The organism is Lelliottia sp. RD5 (assembly GCF_056032945.1).
In genome coordinates this window covers 65,088-87,676 of record NZ_JBVYHQ010000008.1, presented here as the reverse complement: position 1 = coordinate 87,676, position 22,589 = coordinate 65,088, and the positions used below count along the sequence as shown (strand labels likewise).

The following is a 22,589-nucleotide window of genomic DNA, read 5'->3' as shown; positions in this document are numbered from 1 at the left end:
AGTTGTGATAAGATGGATGAATGAGCCGTTATGGCCGTTTATCGAAAGGAAGAAGTCAATGCGCAATCTGGTTAAGTATGTCGGGATTGGCCTGCTGGTCGTGGGTCTTGCGGCCTGTGATAACAGCGACACCAAAACACCTGTTCAGGGCGCGGCCGCAGAAAGTAATGCGACCGGCCAGGCGGTCGAGCTGATGGATGGCAAACTCAGTTTCGCCTTGCCAGCGGATATGACCGATCAGAGCGGTAAGCTGGGGACGCAGGCGAATAATATGCACGTCTATTCCGATGCAACCGGACAGAAAGCCGTGATTGTGATTGTGGGCGACGACTCCAACGAAGATCTGGCCGTGCTGGCGAAGCGTCTGGAAGACCAGCAGCGTAGCCGCGACCCGCAGCTCCAGGTCGTGACCAACAAGTCTATCGACTTGAAAGGCCACACGTTGCAACAGCTGGACAGCATCATCTCCGCGAAGGGTCAGACCGCTTACTCTTCCGTGGTGCTCGGTAAAGTAGATGGCAAACTGCTGACCCTGCAGATCACGCTGCCAGCGGAAGATCAGCAGAAAGCACAAACCACGGCTGAAAACATCATCAATACCATCGTCATCAAGTAATTTTTGATGAGGATTCAACGGCCTCCGGCGTTTGCGTCGGGGGCCGTTTTTTTAAGCGCCACGTCAGCAGTAATGCCACACCCACCAGCCCCGCTGCCGCCAGATAAATCACCGGCACGCCCGCCCACGCCATCAGCAGCCCTGCCAGCGGGCCCGTCACGCCCAGCGACATATCCATAAACACCGTGTAGGTGGCCAGTGCCGATCCCTGGTTTTGCTGCGGTACCGCTTTAACCGCCACCACGCCGAGCGCGGGAAAGACCAATGAAAATCCTGCGCCCGCGAGGAACACGCCAATCTTCGCTATCCACGGTTCGTCGGCGATCCCGGTCAACAGCAGGCCGATAATCTCAACGGCGAAGCAAATCATCGCCACGTTCAGACCGCCAAGGCGATTGATGCCGTTCGGGAACAGAAGACGCGCCCCGACAAACGCGCAGCTAAACAGCGTTAGCGCGAACGCCGCGCCATCCCAGCCTTTGGCGTCGTAGAACAGCGTGATAAAGGTGGCGATCACGCCAAAACCTGCGGAGGCGAGCGCCAGCGCCATGCCGTACGGCCAGACGCGCCCGAGAACGGCGCGAAACGGCAGCGGCTTGCCTTTTGTGGCTTTGACTTTTGGTCGTGGAATCGCCAGCAAAATAGCAATAAACGCGACGGCCATAATGGTCAGAGCCAGGCCGTGCAGCCCGCCCCACGCATAGCACAGCACCCCAAGCGGTGCGCCGAGCGCCATCGCGCCGTAAGTCACGATCCCGTTCCACGAAATCACGCGGCCAATGTGCGCATTACCGACGACGCCCACGCCCCACAGCGTTGAGCCCGTTCCCGCCAGGCTTTGCCCTATCCCCAGAATCACGCGCCCAAGGCACAGCAGCGCCAGACTCATTATCGGCCAGCCGCTGGTGGTGGCTGCCAGCAAATAACTCAGGCCGCTCAGGAAACAGCCGCATAATCCAACCACCACGATACTTTTTGGTCCAAACAGGTCGGCATAACGGCCTGACTGTGGACGGCTCAACAGCGTGGCGAAATATTGCAGGCTGATCACCAGCCCTGCCCAGAAGGCGCTGTATCCCATCACGTCGTGGACATAACCGGGCAAAACCGCCAGCGGCAGACCAATGGTGAGATAGCTGGCGAAGTTAAACATGACAACAGAAACAATGCGCAGATTGAGGCGCAATCCGCTAAGCGCCGGTTCGGCGGCAGGTACGGGCATGACTTTCTACCTGGATTTTTGCAACAGTGTTTCACTATTACCACGTCACGCGGTGAAAATCAGCAGCGACTTTCAGATTAACAGCCTCAAGCGAAGCGCATCGCAGGCACTACACTTAACGGGCATACAACATAAGGAATCAGCATGACATCCGCTCAGCCCGATAAAACGGGTCTCCATATACTGTTAAAACTCGCCTGTCTGGTGGTGATCCTCGCGGGGATCCACGCTGCAGCCGATATTATTGTTCAACTTTTACTGGCACTCTTTTTCGCTATTGTTCTCAATCCATTAGTCACCTGGTTTATCCGTCGGGGTATCAAACGGCCGGTGGCGATCACCATCGTTGTCCTGGTCATGCTGATCGTGCTGACAGCGCTGTTCGGCGTGCTGGCGGCCTCGCTCAGTGAATTTTCTACCATGCTCCCTAAATACAACAAAGAACTGACCCGCAAGGCGCTGGAATTACAGGAGATGCTGCCGTTTCTCAATCTTCACATGTCGCCTGAACGCATGTTGCAGCGCATGGATTCAGAAAAAATCATGACCTTCGCCACCACGCTGATGACCGGGCTTTCTGGCGCAATGGCCAGCATTTTGCTGCTGGTGATGACGGTGGTCTTTATGCTGTTTGAGGTGCGCCACGTGCCGTACAAACTGCGCTTTGCGCTCAATAATCCGCAAATCCATATTGCGGGCCTGCACCGCGCGCTAAAAGGCGTATCCAAATATCTGGCGCTGAAAACGTTACTGAGCCTATGGACCGGCGTGATTGTATGGCTGGGGTTGACGCTCATGGGCGTACAGTTCGCGCTGATGTGGGGCGTGCTGGCGTTTCTGATGAACTACGTGCCCAATATCGGCGCGGTGCTTTCCGCCGTGCCGCCGATGATCCAGGCGTTTCTGTTCAATGGTTTTTACGAATGCATGCTGGTCGGCGCGCTGTTCCTGGTGGTGCATATGATTCTGGGCAATATCGTAGAGCCACGCATGATGGGCCACCGCCTGGGCATGTCAACGATGGTCGTCTTCCTGTCATTATTAATCTGGGGATGGCTACTCGGCCCCGTCGGGATGCTGCTTTCCGTACCGCTCACCAGCGTCTGTAAAATATGGATGGAAACCACCAAAGGCGGTGGCAAACTGGCGATTCTTCTTGGACCAGGGCGACCCAAAAGCCGGCTTCCGGGGTAAATTTAGCTTCATAAAAACATGACCACAGTGATACCGTGCCCCTCTCGTCATCAACGCGTTATTTGGGTCGTACGATAGGAGCCTACGGGCGCGGGAAGCATGGCGCGGCCGGTCGACGCTCAATTTAAGACAAGCTGATGAGTAATTTGGCGCTTTAGATTATATTATGGGGGAAGCACGTCAGATTGACTGTGAATATCTGCAAAGCAATAATTTCGCCTTTGGCGGCATTAACACCTCCATCATCATTAAACGTTGGGCGTAACTATGTACCAGTTGGTACTGGGAAAAATTTCGACTCTTAACGCTGACCCTTTGGTGTCAGCGCTTGCCGACAGGGCACCGCTGGGTGCACGTCGTGCCCGCTGGTTGGCGGGGCGAACGCTGCTTACGCGCGCCTTATCACCGGCGTCGTTGCCGGAAATCGTCTTTGGCGAGCAGGGAAAACCCGCATTTGTCGATGCAAATCCCTTCTGGTTCAACCTGAGCCATAGCGGCGATGACATCGCCCTGCTGGTGAGCGACGAAGGCGAAGTGGGCTGCGATATCGAAGTCATTCGACCACGCGATAACTGGCAAGCACTCGCCAATGCCGTTTTTAGCGTCGCGGAACATGACGAGCTGGAGCGCGAAACGCCAGAGGAAAAACTGTCGGCGTTCTGGCGCATCTGGACGCGCAAAGAGGCGATAGTGAAACAACGCGGCGGCAGCGCCTGGCAAATTGTCAGTATCGACAGCACCTTCAAATCCGCCCTGAGCGTCAGCCACTGTCAGTTTGGCGCGCTGAGTCTGGCGGTCTGCACCCCTACCCCCTTTACGCTCGACGACAACGCCGTCACGGTCCTCTGATTCCGGCATAGAAGTTCCCCTCTGCTACGCTTTATGGTCTGCACTTTTATCATCAAAAGGAACAGACCATGAAAATCGATCTTACGGGGAAAGTCGCACTTGTCACCGCCTCTACCGGCGGCATCGGATTTGCCATTGCACGCGGCCTGGCAGAAAGCGGGGCTGAAGTGATTATTAATGGACGCAGCGTAGAGTCCGTCAATAAGGGCATTCAGCAGCTTCAGCAGGTGGTGCCTGGCGTTCAGGTTCGCGCGGCGATTGCCGATCTCAGCACGCCTGACGGCGTCGAATCGCTGCTAAAAGTGGCGTCTAGTGTCGATATTCTGGTGAACAACGCCGGGATTTACGGCCCACAGGATTTTTACGCTACCGACGACGACACCTGGAATAACTACTGGCAAACCAACGTGATGTCTGGCGTCCGGCTGTCGCGCGCGCTGCTGCCCGGGATGGTGCAAAAAGGCTGGGGCCGCGTGGTGTTTATCTCTTCTGAATCGGCCTGCAACATTCCCGCAGACATGATCCACTACGGCGTGACGAAAACGGCGCAGCTGTCGCTGGCACGCGGTCTGGCGAAATTCGTCGCCGGAAGCGGCGTCACGGTGAACAGCGTCTTGCCGGGTCCGACTATGTCAGATGGTTTTGCCGAGATGATGAAAGACGAGAGGGAGAAAACCGGGAAATCGCTGGAAACATTGGCGAAAGAATTCGTCATGGCCAATCGTCCAGCCTCGATTATCCAGCGTGCCGCCACGGTGGAAGAAGTGGCAAACATGGTGGTTTATGTTTGCTCAACTCAGGCTTCCGCCACCACCGGCGCGGCGCTGCGTGTCGACGGTGGTGTCGTGGACGACATTATTTAATGACTCAACCGGTGATCCGGCGAGCGGTAATAAAGTGCGAATGCCAGTAATCGTTCGCCAGCGTTGAGACCGTGACGCCCTGGCTGGTGGAGGCGTGGATAAACTGACGATTGCCGATATACACCCCCACGTGGCGGCGGTTTGGCCCGGTCTGGAAGAAAATCAGATCCCCGGCTTTAAGACGGTGTTCCGCTACCTGAACGCCACGGTGGATCTGCTCCCCGGTGGTACGCGGCAGCGAAAGATGCGCCGCGTCACTGAATAAATGCTGCATCAGCGCGGAGCAATCCACGCCACGATGGCTGGTGCCGCCCCACTTGTAGTCCGTCCCTTTCCATTTTTGGTATTGCGTCAGGATCCGCCCACGAAGCGGGCCGGTATCCTTATGCTCCAGCGCGGTCTTCGCGGTAGACGCAGAAAGCGGATGATGTTGCGATAACATCGATGCGGGCAGTTGAAAACTTAATGCAGCAGAGGCAAAACTTAACGCGATTATTGAAATAAGAAGTCTAAAAATCATAACGATAACTTAAATTGAGTGAATTTTTCCTTACCAGTGAGGAGACCGTGTTCCCCCGAATCACCTTTCGAGGTGGCGATAATATAGACAGATCGTTTTTTGAACAAAGCCTGATGGATCCAATATCGGACTCAGCGAGTGTCGCAAGAATGAGAAAAAAATCGGCGTGGTATAAGGACTGGAGAGGTAAAGCAGGTAAACTAATGAGCAGAATGTGTATTTCAGCTAAGACGTATTTATGACCAATATGATTGCCGATGAGGCAGTGGCCAAATCCCGAGTGCTGTCCGTTTTTGATTTTGATGGAACGTTGACGCATCACGACAGTTTTATCCCTTTCCTGCGTTTTGCCTTTGGTAAACGTTATTTTGCCGGGCGTCTGGTGCGTATGGCGCTACCCACCCTTCACTGCGTCCGCCGCAAACTGACGCGCGATGAGCTCAAGGAAGTGCTGATTAAAACCTTCCTGACGGGCGTGGATGAGCACTGGATGCGCGAGCAGGCGGAACTGTTTTGCGAGAAATACTGGAACAAACTGATGCGTCCGGCAGGGGTTATGGCGGTTGCGGCTGAAGTGAACTCCGGCGCAGAAGTGACGATCTGTTCAGCGTCACCCGCGCTGGTTCTCCAGCCATGGGCCGATAAGCTCGGTATTAAGCTGATTGGCACGCAATTGGAAGTGGCAGACGGCAAACTGACCGGGCGTATTAACGGGCACAACTGCCGTTGCGCGCAGAAGGTGGCCCGACTTGAGCGTGTGTATGGCAATCTGAGCGATTATCACCTGCGCGCCTGGGGCGATACGCGTGGTGATCATGAGCTACTGGCCGCGGCACAAGATCCGCACTGGCGGCATTTCCATCCGCCTAAAGCGCGTCGTCATTCACCGATTAAGAACTAGCTGCGGTCTGATGCCCTCACCCCGCCCCTCTCCACAGGAAGAGGGAGCAAATACAAACGGCAACCTCAGTTGCCGTTTTGCTTTTACCTTTCGGCTCTTTTCCCCGGGAACATCACGCTCACGATAATTCCCAGTGCCAGCACGCCCAATACCACAAACAGACTTGCCGTGGCGGAAATACTATAGCCATGATGCCAGAAGTGATCTGTTGCATTCAGCCCCAGCTTAAAGGCGACGAAGAACAGCAGCAGAACCACTGATTTCTCCAGATGCACCAGATACTGCTTCAGCGCTTCGAGCACAAAATAGAGCGTACGCAATCCGAGGATCGCGAACATCATGGCGCTGTAGATAATTAGCGGTTCACGGCTAACGGCGATAATCGCCGGTACGGAGTCAAACGCAAACATCACGTCCGACAGCTCAACCACCGCAACGCACAGCAGCAGCGGTGTGGCGTAGCGTTTCGCTTTCTTCACCCGGCCAACCATCACGTCCTCGTTTTCGGGTTTCTCAAGCTCTGCATCTACCTCTTTTTGCGTCAGAAGAAATGCGTTACTGCTGATCTTCGGCCAGACCGGATAAAAGCGTTTCACCAGTCGATAGGCCAGATGATGCGAGTAATCCTCGACCTCATCGCTCTCTTCGTTGCGTCTGAGCATCATCAGCGCCGTCCAGCCCACCACCAGCGCGAAGATCACTTCCACGTATGGCCCAAGACTCAACAGGCTGGTGCCGATGGCCACAAAAATCCCGCGGAACACAATCGCCCCCAGAACGCCCCAGTACAGTACCCGGTGACGATATTTATCCGGCACCCCGAACCAGGCGAAAATCGCCATCATCACGAACAGGTTATCAACCGAGAGCACCTCTTCCAGCGCATAACCGGTGAGGAACAAACTCGCCACCTCTGCGCCATGGTGAACGTACAGAAACCCCGCGAAGGCCATTGCCATCATGACCCAAAAAATGGACCACATCGCGGCGCTTTTCAGCGAAATAGGTTTGTCGTGACGGTGCATGAAGAGGTCGATAAACATCGCCCCCACGGCCATCACAACAAAGACAACGACGGTTTCCGTCGGGAAACCGAGATGAGCAGAAGCCATGACACAACCCTTTTTGAAGACAAATACAACCCATGCAGACTGGCGGAGCCAGTAAAGTAAAGAGTGGACTGTTTACGCACTCCTAAACATCCAGAGCACAACAGTCAACTCGAGAAAGTGTTGTACTTTACCTCAGAAGGCAAGCGTTATACATCTGCTGTGCTGACTTCAATTTCCAGCTGGGACACGTGCTTTTTGCAATGGTTAGCGTAATGAGATTTCACAAAAAAGCACTTTTTTGAAAGATACAATTTCGCGATGCGTCATACCGGTCCATTATCATTCGAATATCAATCAATGGGTTGCAAGTGGCTGGAAATAGAGTCGCTCTCTTTAGCAAGGCATCTATTACTTATAAAGATGTAGATAAATGAAATCCCTGGCAGCAGGTGATGGAAAAAGAACAGTAACTGAATTCAGAAGGCCCACCTGTTCAGTGAGCCTTCTAAATTACCCCTAGTCCCTGGAAGTGAATGTGGCATTCACCGAAGTTTTCCCTGCGGTGGTTGGTACATCGGAGTTTGTCACCTCTGCAACGAGCAGCAGTACGCCGAGAGTGTTTGAGAAAACATCAGAGGTTAAACTGCCATCAGCACCGGTTTTACCTTTAGAAGGATTAAAGGTTGTCGTGATACTGAGATCATTATCCCTCAGGCTCAGAGCAACGCCGGGCATCGGATCATTATTAACATCATAAGCAGTAACCTTAACAACATTTGGCGTTGAAGAGCCCAACCCACCATGTCCGTCAACTAACATCGTCATCGTTAGGTGATCAACGATGAAAGTGAAGGTGGTTTTTTGAACCTGCGGCATGGTATTTCCTACTCTTGCGCTCAGATTCACTGTCTCAGCAACAACATCGGTCAATGATACGATAGCTTTACCATTCGCATCTGACTGGCTGGTCGTGGCTGACAAAGTGGCGTTGCCACCCACATTCCAGTCGACTGTACTGCCTGAGACAATATTGCCATTCGCATCCGTTACTGTCGCTGTGGCACGGTTTTGCGCTGTACCATTTGCAGTATGGTTATCATCATCAATAGTCAGGGACGAAACATGTGCAGTTGCGGTATTCGCCACAAAACTACTGGTTTTTGACTGGCCGTTGTCAGCGCCACCCGATTTTGCCGTCAGCGTCACCGTTTCCGCGTGCGTATCTGTAAACGTCATCTCTGCCTGTCCGCTGGCATTCGTCGTACTGCTTACCGATGTCAGTCCGGCACTGCCCGTGATGCTCCAGGTTACAACCGTGTTCGCCAGAATATTATTTCCACTGTCCGTCACCGTTGCGGTTGCATGGTTCTGCGCCACACCGTCAGCCACACTACCATCTTTATCAATGGTCAATGCAGAGACATGTGCAGTGGCAGCGTCTGCGATGAATGTCGTAGCCTGCGTTTTCTCCGCTGTACTGCCAACTCTTGCGCTCAGATTCACTGTCTCAGCAACAACATCGGTCAATGATACGATAGCTTTACCATTCGCATCTGACTGGCTGGTCGTGGCTGACAAAGTGGCGTTGCCACCCACATTCCAGTCGACTGTACTGCCTGAGACAATATTGCCATTCGCATCCGTTACTGTCGCTGTGGCACGGTTTTGCGCTGTACCATTTGCAGTATGGTTATCATCATCAATAGTCAGGGACGAGACATGTGCAGTTGCGGTATTCGCCACAAAACTACTGGTTTTTGACTGGCCGTTGTCAGCGCCACCCGATTTTGCCGTCAGCGTCACCGTTTCCGCGTGCGTATCTGTAAACGTCATCTCTGCCTGTCCGCTGGCATTCGTCGTACTGCTTACCGATGTCAGTCCGGCACTGCCCGTGATGCTCCAGGTTACAACCGTGTTCGCCAGAATATTATTTCCACTGTCCGTCACCGTTGCGGTTGCATGGTTCTGCGCCACACCGTCAGCCACACTACCATCTTTATCGATGGTCAATGCAGAGACATGTGCAGTGGCACCGTCTGCGATGAATGTGGCTACGGTGTGCTCCGATCGATTTCCTGCACTCGCCGTTACCGTAACATCTTCCGCCACGTTATCCGCGAGATTAAGGGTGGCTATTCCCTTACTATTCGTAACAGCAACCTGAGGCGTCAGCATAGCGGCAGTGCTACTATTGAGACTCCAGTTTACACTCACGCCTTCCATCGAATGATTGTCAGCATCGGTGATGAGAGCCTGAGCGATATTTGCGGTAGTTCCGTTTGCCGATGCATTATTAGTCGACATAGAGACGGCAACATTATTGACAATCTGATTTGTAAAAACAGAATTAACCGACTCTTTTTTTCCTCCCGCACTTGCGCTTAGCTTTACCGTACCGGCCGTTGCGCTAGAAAAGTGAATAGTTGCATGGCCTTTGCTGTCGGTACTGGTGTCGCTACTCACAATTTTAGCTCCGTTCCCAATCGTCCAGGTCACGGGGATTCCTGCTATTGGTTTGCCGCTTGTATCTGTGAGCGTTGCCAAACCCACATTCTGGTCGAGACCATCAGCTTTACTGTTATTTTTCGTCAACGAGAGATCTAGCGCTGCAACAGATTGGGTAAATGATGACGTGGTATGTCGAGTGATGGTTTCTGATGTCGCGCTAACGATAACCTGTTCCGCAGTTGTGTTGCTCAGATTAACGGAAGCATTGCCGTTAGCGTCTGTGATTCCCGTTGTCATATTGAGCTTCGCGGTTCCTGTCACGCTCCAGACAATCGAAGCATTTGCCACAGATTTACCATCAGAAGTAACCGCGTGGAGCGTCACTGTATTCGTCTTATTGCCATCGGCAGGACTATTGTCCTTAATCGTCGTCAGCACCATATCAGCCAGAACTGCAGAAGTTTCTTTCTTTTTATATTGGAGAATTATTTCATTATTGCGATTAACAATATCATTGCGACTGCCTGCGAGACTTCTCCGTAAAGCAACCTGATCAGGAGAGATTTGCGACTGCCAGGACTGATCCAATGTATAATGAAGATTCAGGCTTACTTTTGTTTCATCCAAAGAATCCTGACCACGTTTATAATCTAATGCAGCGGTAATTAATGGAATTGGCGTGTAATTTAATCCGACTGTGACGGCCGATGGGTTGCTCTGCAAATGATCTTTATCGAATAACGCCACCTTGTCGCCATAATATTCTTCATACATGGCTTTTAACCCTAGCTGTGGGCAAGCAGGAAAATAGTTTTCCATTCGAATATCAAACCCGTCGGCAGGTTTCTCATGGTAGTTATCAAAATCCCTTGAACTATGCCATTCGGTAGTACCAACATAAGTATTAGCTGATAATTTTAAATAATCCGTCCATGCTTCTGCGCCGAAACCAACGCGGCGATTTTTACCTGTGAAATCATTATCAAAAAATACATTTCCTCCGAACATCCACTTCTGGGTATAAAATGTACGAACACCCACGCCAACATTTCCTGTCGCGCGACCATCGGGAGCACGCAACCCTATCTGGGCAAATAGAGTTGACTTTTCATTTTCATAAACAGGCGTAAGAAAATCGAAAGAACTGTTATCCCAGTGTCCGTCATTATCAACATTCAGATTGATTTGCGCAGTACCGAAATAACTTAACCATTCCTCAACGGTTGTGACTGCTGCACCAGTAGCCATACTAGTGGCCGTATTTTTAATTCCATTGATGCCGTTAGTTGCAGTGCTATCAGCAAATCTCTGAGCTTCTGAAGAAAAAGGGATAACTATATTAGTTTCTTCGATATTTCCGGCTCCAGCAAGCACACTTGGAGCAAGTATTGGGTATAACTGCATTGCAATCAATAACTTAGAAAAAAATCTACGTAGTTTACCCTTAGAATTCAGCCACAATGATTCCATTTTCGACATCCTATCCTCAACAAAAGTGAAATTTTTATTATGTTTACCACTACTAGCACTCATTAATCCCAATGAGTTAAAAATGATTATAATTAATAAAAAACATGAAAAATAGACTGTAATAAGTATTTTGCAAATATAACGCTATCGACACTCATTAATAAATCAAAATAGTTTATCTCAACGAAATATAATATCAGAAAAACTTTCGAAAAAATAACATCCAATTAACACCGCTTCTTGTCCAGGCACTAACATAAGTGACTTAATTTAGCATCTTTAAATTTGGCTTTAGCCCATTTATTCGCACGGAATTATTTTAAATTACATTGGCTCACTTAAGAGCATTAATAACGAAAATTCATTTTAAAACCACTATAGAAGGAAATAACAGATGCTTTTCGAAGATAAAAACAGAGTTAGCGTTGTTCGCGTCTCACCTGTGGATGCAGTGCCTGGTGTAACAACTACCATCACACTTTCAGCTACAGTCGTTGATATCGATAATGTGCCAGTGTCAGGTGCCACCGTAACATGGCACAACACGCTGGATGAAGTTGGGGTAAATGAAACATCAGATACAGACGCCTCTGGTGTAGCAATACTGGACGTTAAGCTCACTGACCTTACTGCGGGCCTCAGTGTTTTTCCTTTTATTGCTTATCTGGATTCAGACCCTTCGACTGGCGCTACAGGCACTATTCGCCTCGCCAGTACAGATAATCCCATCCCACAGATCAATGACGGCGGTGATTTTAAAATCGACCAGTATGACATCGCAAGCGGTGTGACTATCACTATCCAGGCATATCCAGATGCTACCCGTGGCGATTTGGTGAATTTTTATTGGGATGATATTCACTCACTTGGGAAAACTATTGCGGATCCTGCAACAGATTTCCCGTGGGTCATTAATGCTAAGACTTCGCTCCCGCCAGAATGTCTGGTCAACGGTCAGTACTCACTCTACTACCAGTTTAGGGACAGCAATGGCAACTTCGGTGTTTCCATGCCAAGGAAGGAAACTGTAAATGGCAGCCAACCAGCGCCAACTCTGTTGGCTCCTGATTTCCCTGAAGCCGACGGCAACGGCGGCTGGATTAATTCCATGCTGGCGCTGAACGGCACACCTGCCAGTGTGACGTGGAAAAATATGCAAAAAGGTGATTTGGTAAATCTCACCTGGGTTGTTTATGACCAAAATGGCGTGCAGTTGCTACTGGACGATCAGTTGGCAGGTACCGTCACCGATGAGCAGGTCACCGCGGGTAGTATGGATATTACTGTTCCATCTACTGATATCCCTCAGGGGATACAGAATGGTTCGGCCAAGGCCTGGTACACCATGACCCCAGCTAACGGTAGTGATTTGCAATCCTCAGCTGTGGCTAATGTCGGTATTGATACTAAAGCATAACTCTCTTGCCCGCATATGTAGCCGTATGTGGGCACTTATCAAACTGAAAACGTGACGCTTATGAACACGACAAATGCAGGCATTATTTCTCTTTATCCCCCAATGCTGCCGCAAATGACAGCAGACAATGTCATTAATGTCGCAGATCTGATTAACGATGGCGGTGTGATAGTTGTGATAAACGAGCCCCAAGATGCTTTACGTGGGGATTATCTGACTTTGTACTGGAATGGTACTGCCGCAAATACGCTTTATACAGGAACCAATACACCTTCAGACTCTTATCCCTGGACGACAATTATCCCCTCTAGCGCCGTGCCGGATGGGAGTTATCAGGTTTATTATACTCGAGTAGATCAAGCCGCCAATATTGCGTCATCACTCATGACTACCGCAATCGTGCGTCGCAGCGATACGGGCGATCTGCCGGCCCCAGATTTCCCTGAAGCTAACAATAATACGATTACAGCTGATGACATTTATGACGACAGCACACCCGTTCATATTCCTGTTTATTCAGGAATGACATCTGGCGATCAGGTTACGATTTATTGGGCGGGTACAGATCATTACAACCAACCAGTCCCAGCCAGCGTTACTAGTCTTTCTTATATTGTTAAGGCAAACGATCTGATCAACGGATTTTCGGTGAATATTCTCGCACCCTATGTTTCCGTCATTGGCGTCGGAACAGCCTCATCCTGGTATTCAGTCCTCCCTGTGGGTGGCGTGGCCAAAAACTCCGACACAGCCGTAGTACAGATTGATATCACTCAGATCTCATTGATTGCCCCTATTTTCACTGAAGGTAATGACGGTTGGATCGATACCAACGAAGCCGTTAACGGTACGCCAATTGCTGTACCCGCTTATTCGGGGATCTCTGTCGGAGATGTTGTCACTGTCAGTTGGCAAGGCTATACCGGGAATAACCCCGTGGCTGGCAGCAGCGGTAGTGCATCACCACATGCTGTATCTGGCTCTGAAATCATCACCGGATTTCAAGTCACCTTACCTTACGCAAATATGGCCCCCATTGGCGTTGGGACCCTACAGGCCTGGTATCAAGTCGACTATTCCGGTAGCAGCCAGCAAGGTATCTCGGCAGCAGCCCAGGTAAATTTGGATATTCTCCATCCTGGAATGCTGCCACCCCCCACTTTCCCTGCTGCTGCTGGGGATAACACGATCACCTCCGCAGAAGTTACCGCAGGCAACGGAACAGAAATGGATGTGACGTATAGCGGTATGACCACTGGAGATATTGTCACCGCCTTCTGGTTAGGCTATGTGACCTCGCCAGGAACACCTGTTCCCGGCACTCAGTGGACACAAACTCGAACGTTGACAGCTCAGGAAGCCCAATTATCACTCGCTGTCTTTCATATTCCCGCCAGCGCTATCACACCTGTGGGCAAAGGCTACGGAGAAGGTAAATATCAAGTTATGTTTAATAATCAAGGTGGTACAGCATCTTCAGTCGCGGCAGATGTTAAACTCGATTTATCATCTGTAGCAGAATTATCGATGAGTTGTAGCACAGGCGCCCCAATATTCGATCCAACGGTGATGGTTCGCCCCCTCAATACTGTCGTGATGTCTGGCCCTCCGGGTGCGGACGTTGAGTTATCTCTTGCCACAGGTTCTAGTGCCTGGTTTAACCCTAATGGAACCCAAACCCTACACCTACGTTTAGACAGTAATGGTCGAGCTTCAGCAGATGTGTATTCCTTAGCTGTAGGTAACGTTCTGGTAAGTGCTTACGTAATTACAAATCCTATTCTCAGCGCCGCAGCCAGTATGACTTTCACGAATTGGATTAATGGAAATGGCGATTTACAGTTTTATGGATTCACTACCGGCGCAAGTGCAGATGGAATAATGCCGTGCTGTGTATGGTTGAAAACGTCATCCTCCATTACCGCGACACAGGCCAGACTGACGTTGAATACCGGCGACGCTATTATCACTCAATCTGGGATCAAAATTGCCTTTATTGATATTAGTACCAGCCATGCGGGTGGTTTCGATGTTATCGACACAGTTGTGGAAACTGTCGCTTTTACGCTTTCTTTGCCTGATGTATCGAATGCCAACGTAACCGGCTCCTTATCATTTATTACCCCCCTTTAATTCAAAATATTATGGATAATATTATGTCATCAATTGATTCATCAGGCATGAGCCTGCTTTTTTATACCGGTGCGAACTATGGTGGTAACTACACCAGCGTGGCACACGGTGTGATGGGTACGCTTGCCAACACATCTATCGGTTGGGCCTATAACTCTGTTGCAATGTCCGATATGCACGCCGCCGTTCTGAGTCAGGTCAACATTAACGACAGCAGTATTAATTATCAGCAGCATATTGAAGATGTTATTACCGCGAATATTTCCAGCCTGCCGGCACTCTATCCGTCAGCCCAACTTCCGTTGCAGTACCTGGGGCTAGACCCAGCCGTTGTCGCCGTTGTCTGGCTGGAAATGGATGATAACCAGGCCTCACCGAACGCGCTGGCATCCACTTCTCAGGTTGGTGGTAGTACAACAAATGTCACCACACTTACCCTTCCTGGGCACCGCGGCATGTTGAGTTTTGTCCCTCTGGCCGAAGGTAGCTCTGTAGTGGCAAACTGCCGCCTCGGGGATTACAACACGGCCAGCGGAACAGTTAACTGGGCCGGAAACGGCACGGTAGTGCTGGAGTATCTGGGTGGAATGATCAAGCTCATCAGCACTTCAGGCTTCCCGACGGGCTGGTCGTTTGGCGCACCGCAGATGAATTCGGACGGTAGCTGGAAAGTGGTACTGAACGGTGGTTCAACCTCTGCAGATTTTATCAGCGATCTAACCTCTGACAAAACCAGCATTGCGGATAATGGTGCCGATATCGCCACCCTTACGGCGACAGTGAAGGACAGCATCAATGGTCTGGTGAAAAGCGGTGTAACGGTAAACTGGAGCAGTACACTGGGCAATCTAAACACCCTGTCATCCGTAACGGATAGCAACGGCCAGGCTAACGTTCAGCTAAGCGACAATGACGCACCAGGCACAGCCACCGTAACAGCGGCCATCAGTGGCAACAGCAAATCGGTCAACTTAATTGTCTCAGCAGGCCCGGCTGGGTTGTCGTTATATAGCGACTTCAACTGGCAGGGAAGCAGTATGGTGTTGACCGAACAGCAGAGCACTTTATTGCGTGATCCGTTGTATTCCTGGAACTGGAAGTCGGTAAAAACCGGCAGTGAACGACTGATGGCACACTCTTTACTCACGTTGGATACCTCCACTTTTGACTTCCGCACCTACCGGGACAGCTATATCATTACGGATGTGTCAGACCTGACGGCCGACTTCCCGGCGATACTCTCTGCCCCGACGGTGCAAGGCACCACGCTGGGTGAAAACGATGTGGTCGTGCGCGTACTGCTGCTCCCGGATGACAAAACTCAGAAAGTGGTGGCCTGCGCCACCCAGACCTGGCCTCAGGTTATGAATACTGCGAGTGTGGCGAACGGCGTGTCGTCAGTCGAGGGAATACTGGTAGTACTTAACAAAACCAAAGGTCTTGTCACCGTGCCGCTACAGTTGGGGGTAATGGATGATAACGGTCTGGTGGCATGGCAATACACTACCACTTTGGTTGCCAGCTGGGATGAATCCCGTCAAATACCTTTAGTCGTACTGGGCAACGATGCCCCCACAGACTGGATACTGTACCCGGCTCAGCCAACAGCGAATGCGGGAGAGTTTAAAACGGCGCTTTCGGGTGTTCTAATTCAAAATAAATTTACCATGTACTGCGTGACGGATGCTGTTACCACGATGGTTCAGTCGAATGCAGTCAACCCAATTGGTTTTCACGGTACGCCGGGAGCAGAAATTACCGTTTCTGTAGACGGTCCGGCTTCCGTGGTCACCACAAATCCGGTCATTCTGGATGATCTGGGCTATGGTCGCGTCGATATTTCCAGTTCCCAGGCAGTAACCGTTGTTGTAACAGCCGTCGGCTCAGGATATACCGTTGTGGACAGCATGAAATTTGTGAGTGCTTATACCGTATCAAGTTTTGGCAATTATCAACTCACGCAGAATGCTCCTGCAGACGGCAGAACACCGAATATGGTATATGGCTATGATACTGCGAGATACCCTATGTACGTCGATCAGCATGCAGTATATGACACAGGCACAAATTCCAAGATACCATCGACAACCACTTTTGCTCTTGAAGTGACTGATACGTTTTCTGAAGATGTCAATGTGCATGTTTACAATAATGCGTATCCACTTGGAAAAATGAATTTTGTGGAATTCACTACACCAGAAATGGAAAATGATTACATTCACAAAGAATGATTTAATCAAAAAATAACTATATACGTAGATTTACTATAATAATAATTAGATATCCCCATGCCCATAGACAACTTTTCTAGATGGGAGAGTACGCTTATGGGCACTTTAGTATGGGTTTATTATAATTCGGATTTCAAATACAAATAAAATTCATCCAATAATATGCAATTACACAATTATTAAACTTTTTTTATTTATTTGACAGAATAAGGACTAGCGAGACAACTTCAACAAATGGGGTTCGTCCTTGTTGAAAAGAGCCCTTTAGAGAGTGAATTTTAAACTGAAATCATTAGCTCACATTCTTTTGTAAGAGTCTGACAGCAACAAGATGTAAAAATATATCAGAAATAATCACCCTATAAACAATTTAATAAAGTGATACTAAAAGGAATTATCAATGAGTGGTAAAATAACCCTAGGCACTTTGCTTTCAGCATTAATTTCAGAGCCTGTCGAAGTTATAAAAATTTTTTTAATACTTACTTTAGGCGAGTTGGGGCGATGGTTGTATGGTGGGGGCCGCATAAGAGAAATGGCGGGGGATTTAATTATCAGCCTACTCCTTTTTTACTTAATTCGCCCCCATATTATTCAACTTTCTGCCATGATAGGGACGAAAGTTTCCTCCGGCGCTATTGCTATCTGCATTGCATTAATTGGTTCACATGGAATAAGCCAGATTCTAATTTACGCGATTAAGAAAAGAACCGGGATTGATATAGCAAAATTTCTATTTCGAAATAAACATTAATTTTAGTTATCCAAATTAGATTTCTTACAACGGTAACTATCTGTACAAAAAATTAGTTATAAGCACCCATTATATTTGGAGAATAATATTTATTATTAATACGAAAGCAGAGAAAAACACAATATCAACAATGGCATAGAGTGACCATACTGAAGATTTTGCGTGTAATGTGATAGACAGGTTAAAAATCCAACAAGGCTTAAATTTCTAGCTTGTGAAAGTCTCTACACCAGCTAATTTAATATTAATTAGACAGTAAATAACAACTAGAATTAACTATCCTTCGTCAAAAGAAAGTGTCCTTAACAAAAAATATTTGTCAGATCAGAGTCTTAAGTCCCTATAATCACACCGGTCGACTCAGGGTTATAGGATACCGTAATAATATTTTCAGCAACATTAGTAAGTCATACATTTGGCACTTTTTTATTGTTTTCATTAATATGAAATCAGTTAATAGTTATCAGTAACACTTTTAATGTCTTAAGCAGCTGCTCACGATACGTCAATGGATCCCTACAGGAAATACTAACAAATTTGGCGCATTGCACAATTCCCCTTCAAAAAATTCATTTTTTATGAAGAAAGCATTAAAATTTGAGCATTATTGTCGTCAAGAGTAGCGCAGGAACCAGGAGAGGTAATTGCGCGCTTATGCATTTTACCGCAACAATCAAAATGGCACGTTCAAAAATTAAACCCTCTCTAAAAAATCAAATGATAATTACATTTAAACTAATTTGAGAAAAATATTGTGGGAATTCACTAAAAAAATAAAATATTGCAGTTACTCTATAGAGTTATATAAACAACTAACCACACACAACTCAATTATTTCAAAAGAATCATATAAAAAAACCTATGTATAAGATAACTGGATGAATATACTTAAAAAACAACAAATCTGACAACATAAAAATAAACCGACGTTTTTCATTTAATGCAGCGCTAATAGCATTGTGCAATTATTGGTAAACTACTATTAGTGATACCCCCCATAACATGGGCCCGCCAAAAGTAAAATGGCGTAACCATATGAAAGGTAGCATTATTTTTTAATTGCAAATGGTAATGTATATTAGTTAGATATTGAGTGAAGCTTGACAAAATTTTTCATTCCTTTCCCTCCTTTTTTTGTTCTTAATGACTTATACTCGTTTACTCTTATAATGGACGAATCATAAATACCTTTTAAAATGAACGAAATCCTGTCATTGCAAAATTTGCCACTTTTGTTAACCGTATGCAAAATCATTACCAAGAACACAGTACAAGAACTGTTTATAGAAACCGTTACTCACGATGAAATGGTTTATCTTCAAAGAGTTAATGAAATTTGTTCAGAAGAGTTTAGATTTAAGATCGATGAATGCCGAATGTCAGTAGTTATTACTAAACCAATGCAGTCTCTGATGTGTATCCTTCCTAAATACACACCAGAGTTCGAAGCTCTGCATCCAATTATTAAAGAGTTTGGATTAAAATACGAACTATAATTTTTTATTTTGTAATTGACATCAACATATCGGTTATACTTGATATTATTGTTTTATTTTTTTGTCTTTTGTTCACATAAAGACCAGTCTTAATTCGTACATTTGGGACTTTAATTTTACATGTCCCTGGCGGAGAAAAGTAGGAGCTTAAACATTCAGGAAGAAGCATCATACCTTCCCCCGCACAGACAGAAATAAGCATCGATGTAGTATCTCTATCTGTTTCTCTAATATCAATGTATGGCGCAAAATCCCGTATACTTTTTGCTATAATCCCTTTTAGCTCTGGTGAAAAAACATCCTTCCTGATTAACAACTTAATATCTTTTATACTTTCAAAATCTTTTAAAGATTTTTCATGAATGCCCTCAGGCATTAATAAAAAAAGCCCCTCCTCACTTACTTTATGAAAAACAAAATTTTCTGTCAGAGCAATTTCGCGAAAAGAGATTATACCTACATCAGGATTTGTTTTTAGCGACTGAATTTCGTTACAAGAGACTGAAACTCGCCTACAACTTATTGAACAGTTAGACTTACTTAACAATGAAGATATGTGCTGGTAGATAACAAATGGAACGCTAATATCACAAAGTAATTCGAACCTGGTAAGGTTTGCCGAAATGCCAAACTCGCTTTCTATAGCACAAAGAAGATCATAAACGGGTTTAATTTTTTCATATAAGTTAAATGCCAGTTCAGTTGGTTCTAGGTGGTTGTATTTTCTAACAAATAGCTTCCCACCTGCCTTTTCTTCCAACTCATACATAACTCGAGTTAAAGGTGAGCGAGTAACACATAACTGGTCAGCAGCATGGTTAATGCACCGAGTTTCGAAACAAACTATGAAATATTTTAATTTTTTCGACATTAGCAAAGCCATGCATACTCCGTTTAAATTTTTTCAAGTTTTAGCATGAGAATAAAATATATGCATAATTAGATCATACCATTAAGCCGGATGTGTATGACGCTTTCATATATCTTTCAAAATCCCCTTGCAATCAAAATACAGTATACGTGTACTCTACTTGCGCAAAAATGACTTATCAAATGAATAATAATGGCACATTTTTTATGTTGCTTAAATTCTTCGTTTTTGCTCTCACTCAACGGTGTTAACCGAGATTTTTCATAGCAAACATTTTTCCATGCACATTTCTGTGCGAAAAATAGACAATATAGAAATAAAAATGCGGCACACTATATATACTCACAGAACTTCTTTTTAATAAAACAGATTAAGCACGTTTAAGAAATAAATAATTAAAATAAAACCATTTTGTTACTAACGCAGCTATGCCTTTACAAGATATTAAACACAAGTGAGGAGATAAATCTGATGAATCAGAAAAATGAAATTATTGCGTTATTACGCTATGAAGAAGGTGTCCGGTATACACCTTACATTGACAGTCTTGGCTATCCGACCAGTGGGGTGGGCTTTAAACTTGGGCCGCATGGCGCTCCGCTAAAAAATTATACATTTACGCTGAATGATAAGACCATTGACGCCTGGCTAAATAACAACATTGAACGTGTGCAAGCTGCCATGATTCAAAACCATGAGATTGCTGGTGCACTTTCATATTGTAGTCAACCCCGGGAGGATATTCTCACATCGATGGCATATCAGATGGGTGTCGGCGGACTTGGAGGATTCCACCAAATGCTTAAAATGATTACGCAAGAAAACTGGGATGGTGCAGCGTCACAAATGTTAAATAGCGTTTGGGCACGGCAGACACCAGACAGGGCTAAACGCCACGCGGAAGTAATGAAATCTGGAGAATGGCAACCCACATATTTTGTATGATTTAATTAACCCACATGGCTATGTGTCGCAACAAATAATGGGCGGTACCATTTATGAATGCTAAATAACGGTATAAATTATTGTTGTTAATATTTACTTCATTCGAGAGCCCCAAAACAATTAGTGAGCAACATTGCGCAATCAGGCAATATGGCCTGTTAGTTAGAACGCTGCTGTATCTCGGGTTCATATTATCGCACATGAGCCAGCGCCTGCGCACAGGCCCAGGCGCTGGCCCACGCCCACTGGAAGTTATACCCGCCAAGCCAGCCGGTCACATCCATCACTTCACCAATAAAGTACAGCCCTGGCACATTGCGGGCTTCCATGGTGCGTGAAGAGAGTTCATCGGTGTCGACACCGCCGAGCGTCACTTCCGCCGTGCGATACCCTTCGGTGCCGTTTGGCTGAACGCGCCAGTTCGTCAGCGTGTCGACCAGCGCTTGCTGCTCACGGCTGTTGAGCTGCTTGAGCGTCACATCCGGAATTTGCCCCAGCAGCTGCAGGCACTCAATCAAACGCTTCGGCAGTTGCATCGCCAGCGTATTTTTCAAACTTTGATTCGGATGTTCAGCGCGTTGCTCGGTGATAAAGCTGTCCAGATCGCAATCCGGCACTAAATTCACCGTGACAAATTCACCCGGCTGCCAGTAGCTGGAAATTTGTAACACCGCCGGTCCAGAGAGACCGCGATGGGTGAAGAGCAGATTTTCGCGAAAAAGCGTCCCGTCTTCCGCGGTGATGGTAGACGAAACCGATACGCCGGAGAGCGTCTGGAGCTGTTCCAGCAGCGGCTTGTGCAGCGTAAAGGGCACCAGCCCGGCGCGCGTGGGCAAGACCTTCAGGCCAAACTGCTCCGCAATTTTGTAGCCAAACGGCGTAGCGCCCAATCCAGGCATCGACAGACCGCCGCTGGCAATCACCAGATTATCGGCGCTCACGGTGTCACCGTTCAGCTCCAGGGTATAGCCGTCGTTATCGCGGGTCACGTTCAGCACGTCGGTGCGCAGGCGCGTGATAACGCCGCCCTTTTCGCATTCTGCCACCAGCATATCGACAATCTGCTGCGCGGACTCATCGCAGAACAGCTGTCCTAGCGTTTTCTCGTGCCAGGCAATGCCGTGTTTCCCGACCAGTTCAATGAAATCCCACTGGGTATAACGCGCCAGGGCAGATTTGCAAAAATGACGGTTTTGGCTCAAATACGCGGCGGGTTCAACATATAAGTTAGTAAAATTACAGCGCCCCCCGCCAGACATCAGAATCTTGCGTCCAGGCCTCTTGCCATTATCCAGCAGCAGCACACGTCGACCCGCCTGTCCGGCCATTGCCGCACAGAACATACCCGCCGCACCGGCGCCAATTACAACGGCATCAAACCTTTCCACATCAAAATCCTCTTGTTTTACCGGCGCGAATTGTAAAGTTTCCTATGTGGTCGCACCAGCGCAAATATCCGATATCTCAGTCATTTACTTGAAATATAAAATATATTTCTTTACCGGACACATACAAAGCAGAAGGTATATCAAAAAAAAGCTATATTTCACTTTGCCCGTTGCGCGTTTGTCCTGGATAATGCGCCGCGTTCATGTCCTCCAAAATGG

16 protein-coding genes and 1 pseudogene are annotated in these 22,589 nt (G+C 47.8%); 11 read left to right on the top strand and 6 right to left on the bottom strand.

From position 1 onward, the window contains the following. Positions 1–58 precede the first annotated feature (58 nt). The gene (locus AC0LWE_RS19860) at positions 59–616 is read left to right on the top strand and encodes a DcrB family lipoprotein (protein WP_059180346.1); all 558 of its coding nucleotides are present in this window, start codon (positions 59–61) and stop codon (positions 614–616) included. Here the strand turns inward: AC0LWE_RS19860 and AC0LWE_RS19855 are convergent. Continuing rightward, positions 609–1,838, bottom strand: coding sequence for an MFS transporter (locus AC0LWE_RS19855; RefSeq protein ID WP_059180347.1), 1,230 nt, complete (start codon positions 1,836–1,838; stop codon positions 609–611). The two genes, AC0LWE_RS19860 and AC0LWE_RS19855, sit on opposite strands and share 8 nt — an antisense overlap. Positions 1,839–1,982: 144 nt before the next feature. Here AC0LWE_RS19855 and AC0LWE_RS19850 point away from each other — a divergent pair, with 144 nt between their 5' ends. The 4 genes and pseudogenes from AC0LWE_RS19850 (at position 1,983) to AC0LWE_RS19835 (ending at position 4,744) form a co-directional block, all read left to right on the top strand. Further along, complete coding sequence (locus AC0LWE_RS19850; RefSeq protein WP_131486988.1) at positions 1,983–3,032, top strand: AI-2E family transporter; 1,050 nt, start codon at positions 1,983–1,985, stop codon at positions 3,030–3,032. 23 nt (positions 3,033–3,055) lie between these two features. Further along, a pseudogene (locus AC0LWE_RS19845) lies at positions 3,056–3,297 on the top strand (beta-ketoacyl-ACP synthase); the annotation flags it as partial. A 2-nt stretch (positions 3,298–3,299) separates the two neighbouring features. After that, entirely contained in the window at positions 3,300–3,881 is a 582-nt protein-coding gene (gene acpT / locus AC0LWE_RS19840) for a 4'-phosphopantetheinyl transferase AcpT (protein ID WP_059180349.1), read from the top strand. A gap of 68 nt (positions 3,882–3,949) precedes the next feature. Further along, positions 3,950–4,744, top strand: coding sequence for an SDR family NAD(P)-dependent oxidoreductase (locus tag AC0LWE_RS19835; RefSeq protein ID WP_219347294.1), 795 nt, complete (start codon positions 3,950–3,952; stop codon positions 4,742–4,744). Positions 4,745–4,748: 4 nt separating this feature from the next. On the opposite strand, the gene AC0LWE_RS19830 is transcribed toward AC0LWE_RS19835, so the two are convergent. Beyond that, a complete protein-coding gene (locus AC0LWE_RS19830; RefSeq protein ID WP_059180351.1) occupies positions 4,749–5,264 on the bottom strand; it encodes an NlpC/P60 family protein in 516 nt (171 codons plus the stop codon). Positions 5,265–5,502: 238 nt separating this feature from the next. Between AC0LWE_RS19830 and AC0LWE_RS19825 the strand changes: the two genes are divergently transcribed. Then, the gene (locus tag AC0LWE_RS19825) at positions 5,503–6,165 is read left to right on the top strand and encodes an HAD family hydrolase (protein WP_202694663.1); all 663 of its coding nucleotides are present in this window, start codon (positions 5,503–5,505) and stop codon (positions 6,163–6,165) included. 83 nt (positions 6,166–6,248) lie between these two features. Here AC0LWE_RS19825 and AC0LWE_RS19820 read toward each other — a convergent pair whose 3' ends face one another. Together AC0LWE_RS19820 and AC0LWE_RS19815 are read right to left on the bottom strand one after the other, a co-directional pair. Further along, positions 6,249–7,277: a TerC/Alx family metal homeostasis membrane protein gene (locus AC0LWE_RS19820; protein WP_059180352.1), complete on the bottom strand. Its 1,029-nt coding sequence runs from the start codon at positions 7,275–7,277 to the stop codon at positions 6,249–6,251. Positions 7,278–7,733: 456 nt separating this feature from the next. Beyond that, positions 7,734–11,135 (bottom strand): Ig-like domain-containing protein, encoded by a 3,402-nt coding sequence (locus tag AC0LWE_RS19815; protein ID WP_219347293.1) that lies wholly within the window; start codon positions 11,133–11,135, stop codon positions 7,734–7,736. Positions 11,136–11,529: 394 nt separating this feature from the next. Between AC0LWE_RS19815 and AC0LWE_RS19810 the strand changes: the two genes are divergently transcribed. From AC0LWE_RS19810 to AC0LWE_RS19795, 4 genes are all read left to right on the top strand, one after another. Then, positions 11,530–12,552 (top strand): Ig-like domain-containing protein, encoded by a 1,023-nt coding sequence (locus AC0LWE_RS19810; protein ID WP_202668644.1) that lies wholly within the window; start codon positions 11,530–11,532, stop codon positions 12,550–12,552. Positions 12,553–12,612: 60 nt separating this feature from the next. After that, positions 12,613–14,685 carry a hypothetical protein gene (locus tag AC0LWE_RS19805; protein WP_072241962.1) on the top strand — a complete coding sequence of 691 codons (2,073 nt, stop codon included), beginning with the start codon at positions 12,613–12,615 and terminating at the stop codon, positions 14,683–14,685. A 23-nt stretch (positions 14,686–14,708) separates the two neighbouring features. Next, a complete protein-coding gene (locus AC0LWE_RS19800) occupies positions 14,709–16,916 on the top strand; it encodes an Ig-like domain-containing protein (protein WP_219347292.1) in 2,208 nt (735 codons plus the stop codon). Between the two features lie 400 nt (positions 16,917–17,316). Further along, positions 17,317–17,670, top strand: a complete 354-nt coding sequence (locus AC0LWE_RS19795) for a hypothetical protein (protein WP_202668642.1) — start codon at positions 17,317–17,319, stop codon at positions 17,668–17,670. 1,500 nt (positions 17,671–19,170) lie between these two features. Here AC0LWE_RS19795 and AC0LWE_RS19790 read toward each other — a convergent pair. Further along, positions 19,171–20,049, bottom strand: coding sequence for a LysR family transcriptional regulator (locus tag AC0LWE_RS19790; protein WP_059180360.1), 879 nt, complete (start codon positions 20,047–20,049; stop codon positions 19,171–19,173). A 459-nt stretch (positions 20,050–20,508) separates the two neighbouring features. Here AC0LWE_RS19790 and AC0LWE_RS19785 point away from each other — a divergent pair, with 459 nt between their 5' ends. Next, positions 20,509–20,982, top strand: coding sequence for a glycoside hydrolase family protein (locus tag AC0LWE_RS19785; RefSeq protein WP_202668641.1), 474 nt, complete (start codon positions 20,509–20,511; stop codon positions 20,980–20,982). A 191-nt stretch (positions 20,983–21,173) separates the two neighbouring features. On the opposite strand, the gene AC0LWE_RS19780 is transcribed toward AC0LWE_RS19785, so the two are convergent. Then, positions 21,174–22,370, bottom strand: a complete 1,197-nt coding sequence (locus AC0LWE_RS19780; RefSeq protein ID WP_219347291.1) for a BaiN/RdsA family NAD(P)/FAD-dependent oxidoreductase — start codon at positions 22,368–22,370, stop codon at positions 21,174–21,176. Positions 22,371–22,589 lie beyond the last annotated feature (219 nt).

Excerpts from the sequence above, each read along its gene's own strand:
- AC0LWE_RS19860 (WP_059180346.1), top strand. The coding sequence starts at position 59 with ATGCGCAATCTGGTTAAGTATGTCGGGATTGGCCTGCTGGTCGTGGGT.
- AC0LWE_RS19855 (WP_059180347.1), bottom strand. The coding sequence starts at position 1,838 with ATGCCCGTACCTGCCGCCGAACCGGCGCTTAGCGGATTGCGCCTCAAT.
- AC0LWE_RS19850 (WP_131486988.1), top strand. The coding sequence starts at position 1,983 with ATGACATCCGCTCAGCCCGATAAAACGGGTCTCCATATACTGTTAAAA.
- acpT (WP_059180349.1), top strand. The coding sequence starts at position 3,300 with ATGTACCAGTTGGTACTGGGAAAAATTTCGACTCTTAACGCTGACCCT.
- AC0LWE_RS19835 (WP_219347294.1), top strand. The coding sequence starts at position 3,950 with ATGAAAATCGATCTTACGGGGAAAGTCGCACTTGTCACCGCCTCTACC.
- AC0LWE_RS19830 (WP_059180351.1), bottom strand. The coding sequence starts at position 5,264 with ATGATTTTTAGACTTCTTATTTCAATAATCGCGTTAAGTTTTGCCTCT.
- AC0LWE_RS19825 (WP_202694663.1), top strand. The coding sequence starts at position 5,503 with ATGACCAATATGATTGCCGATGAGGCAGTGGCCAAATCCCGAGTGCTG.
- AC0LWE_RS19820 (WP_059180352.1), bottom strand. The coding sequence starts at position 7,277 with ATGGCTTCTGCTCATCTCGGTTTCCCGACGGAAACCGTCGTTGTCTTT.
- AC0LWE_RS19815 (WP_219347293.1), bottom strand. The coding sequence starts at position 11,135 with ATGGAATCATTGTGGCTGAATTCTAAGGGTAAACTACGTAGATTTTTT.
- AC0LWE_RS19810 (WP_202668644.1), top strand. The coding sequence starts at position 11,530 with ATGCTTTTCGAAGATAAAAACAGAGTTAGCGTTGTTCGCGTCTCACCT.
- AC0LWE_RS19805 (WP_072241962.1), top strand. The coding sequence starts at position 12,613 with ATGAACACGACAAATGCAGGCATTATTTCTCTTTATCCCCCAATGCTG.
- AC0LWE_RS19800 (WP_219347292.1), top strand. The coding sequence starts at position 14,709 with ATGTCATCAATTGATTCATCAGGCATGAGCCTGCTTTTTTATACCGGT.
- AC0LWE_RS19795 (WP_202668642.1), top strand. The coding sequence starts at position 17,317 with ATGAGTGGTAAAATAACCCTAGGCACTTTGCTTTCAGCATTAATTTCA.
- AC0LWE_RS19790 (WP_059180360.1), bottom strand. The coding sequence starts at position 20,049 with ATGGCTTTGCTAATGTCGAAAAAATTAAAATATTTCATAGTTTGTTTC.
- AC0LWE_RS19785 (WP_202668641.1), top strand. The coding sequence starts at position 20,509 with ATGAATCAGAAAAATGAAATTATTGCGTTATTACGCTATGAAGAAGGT.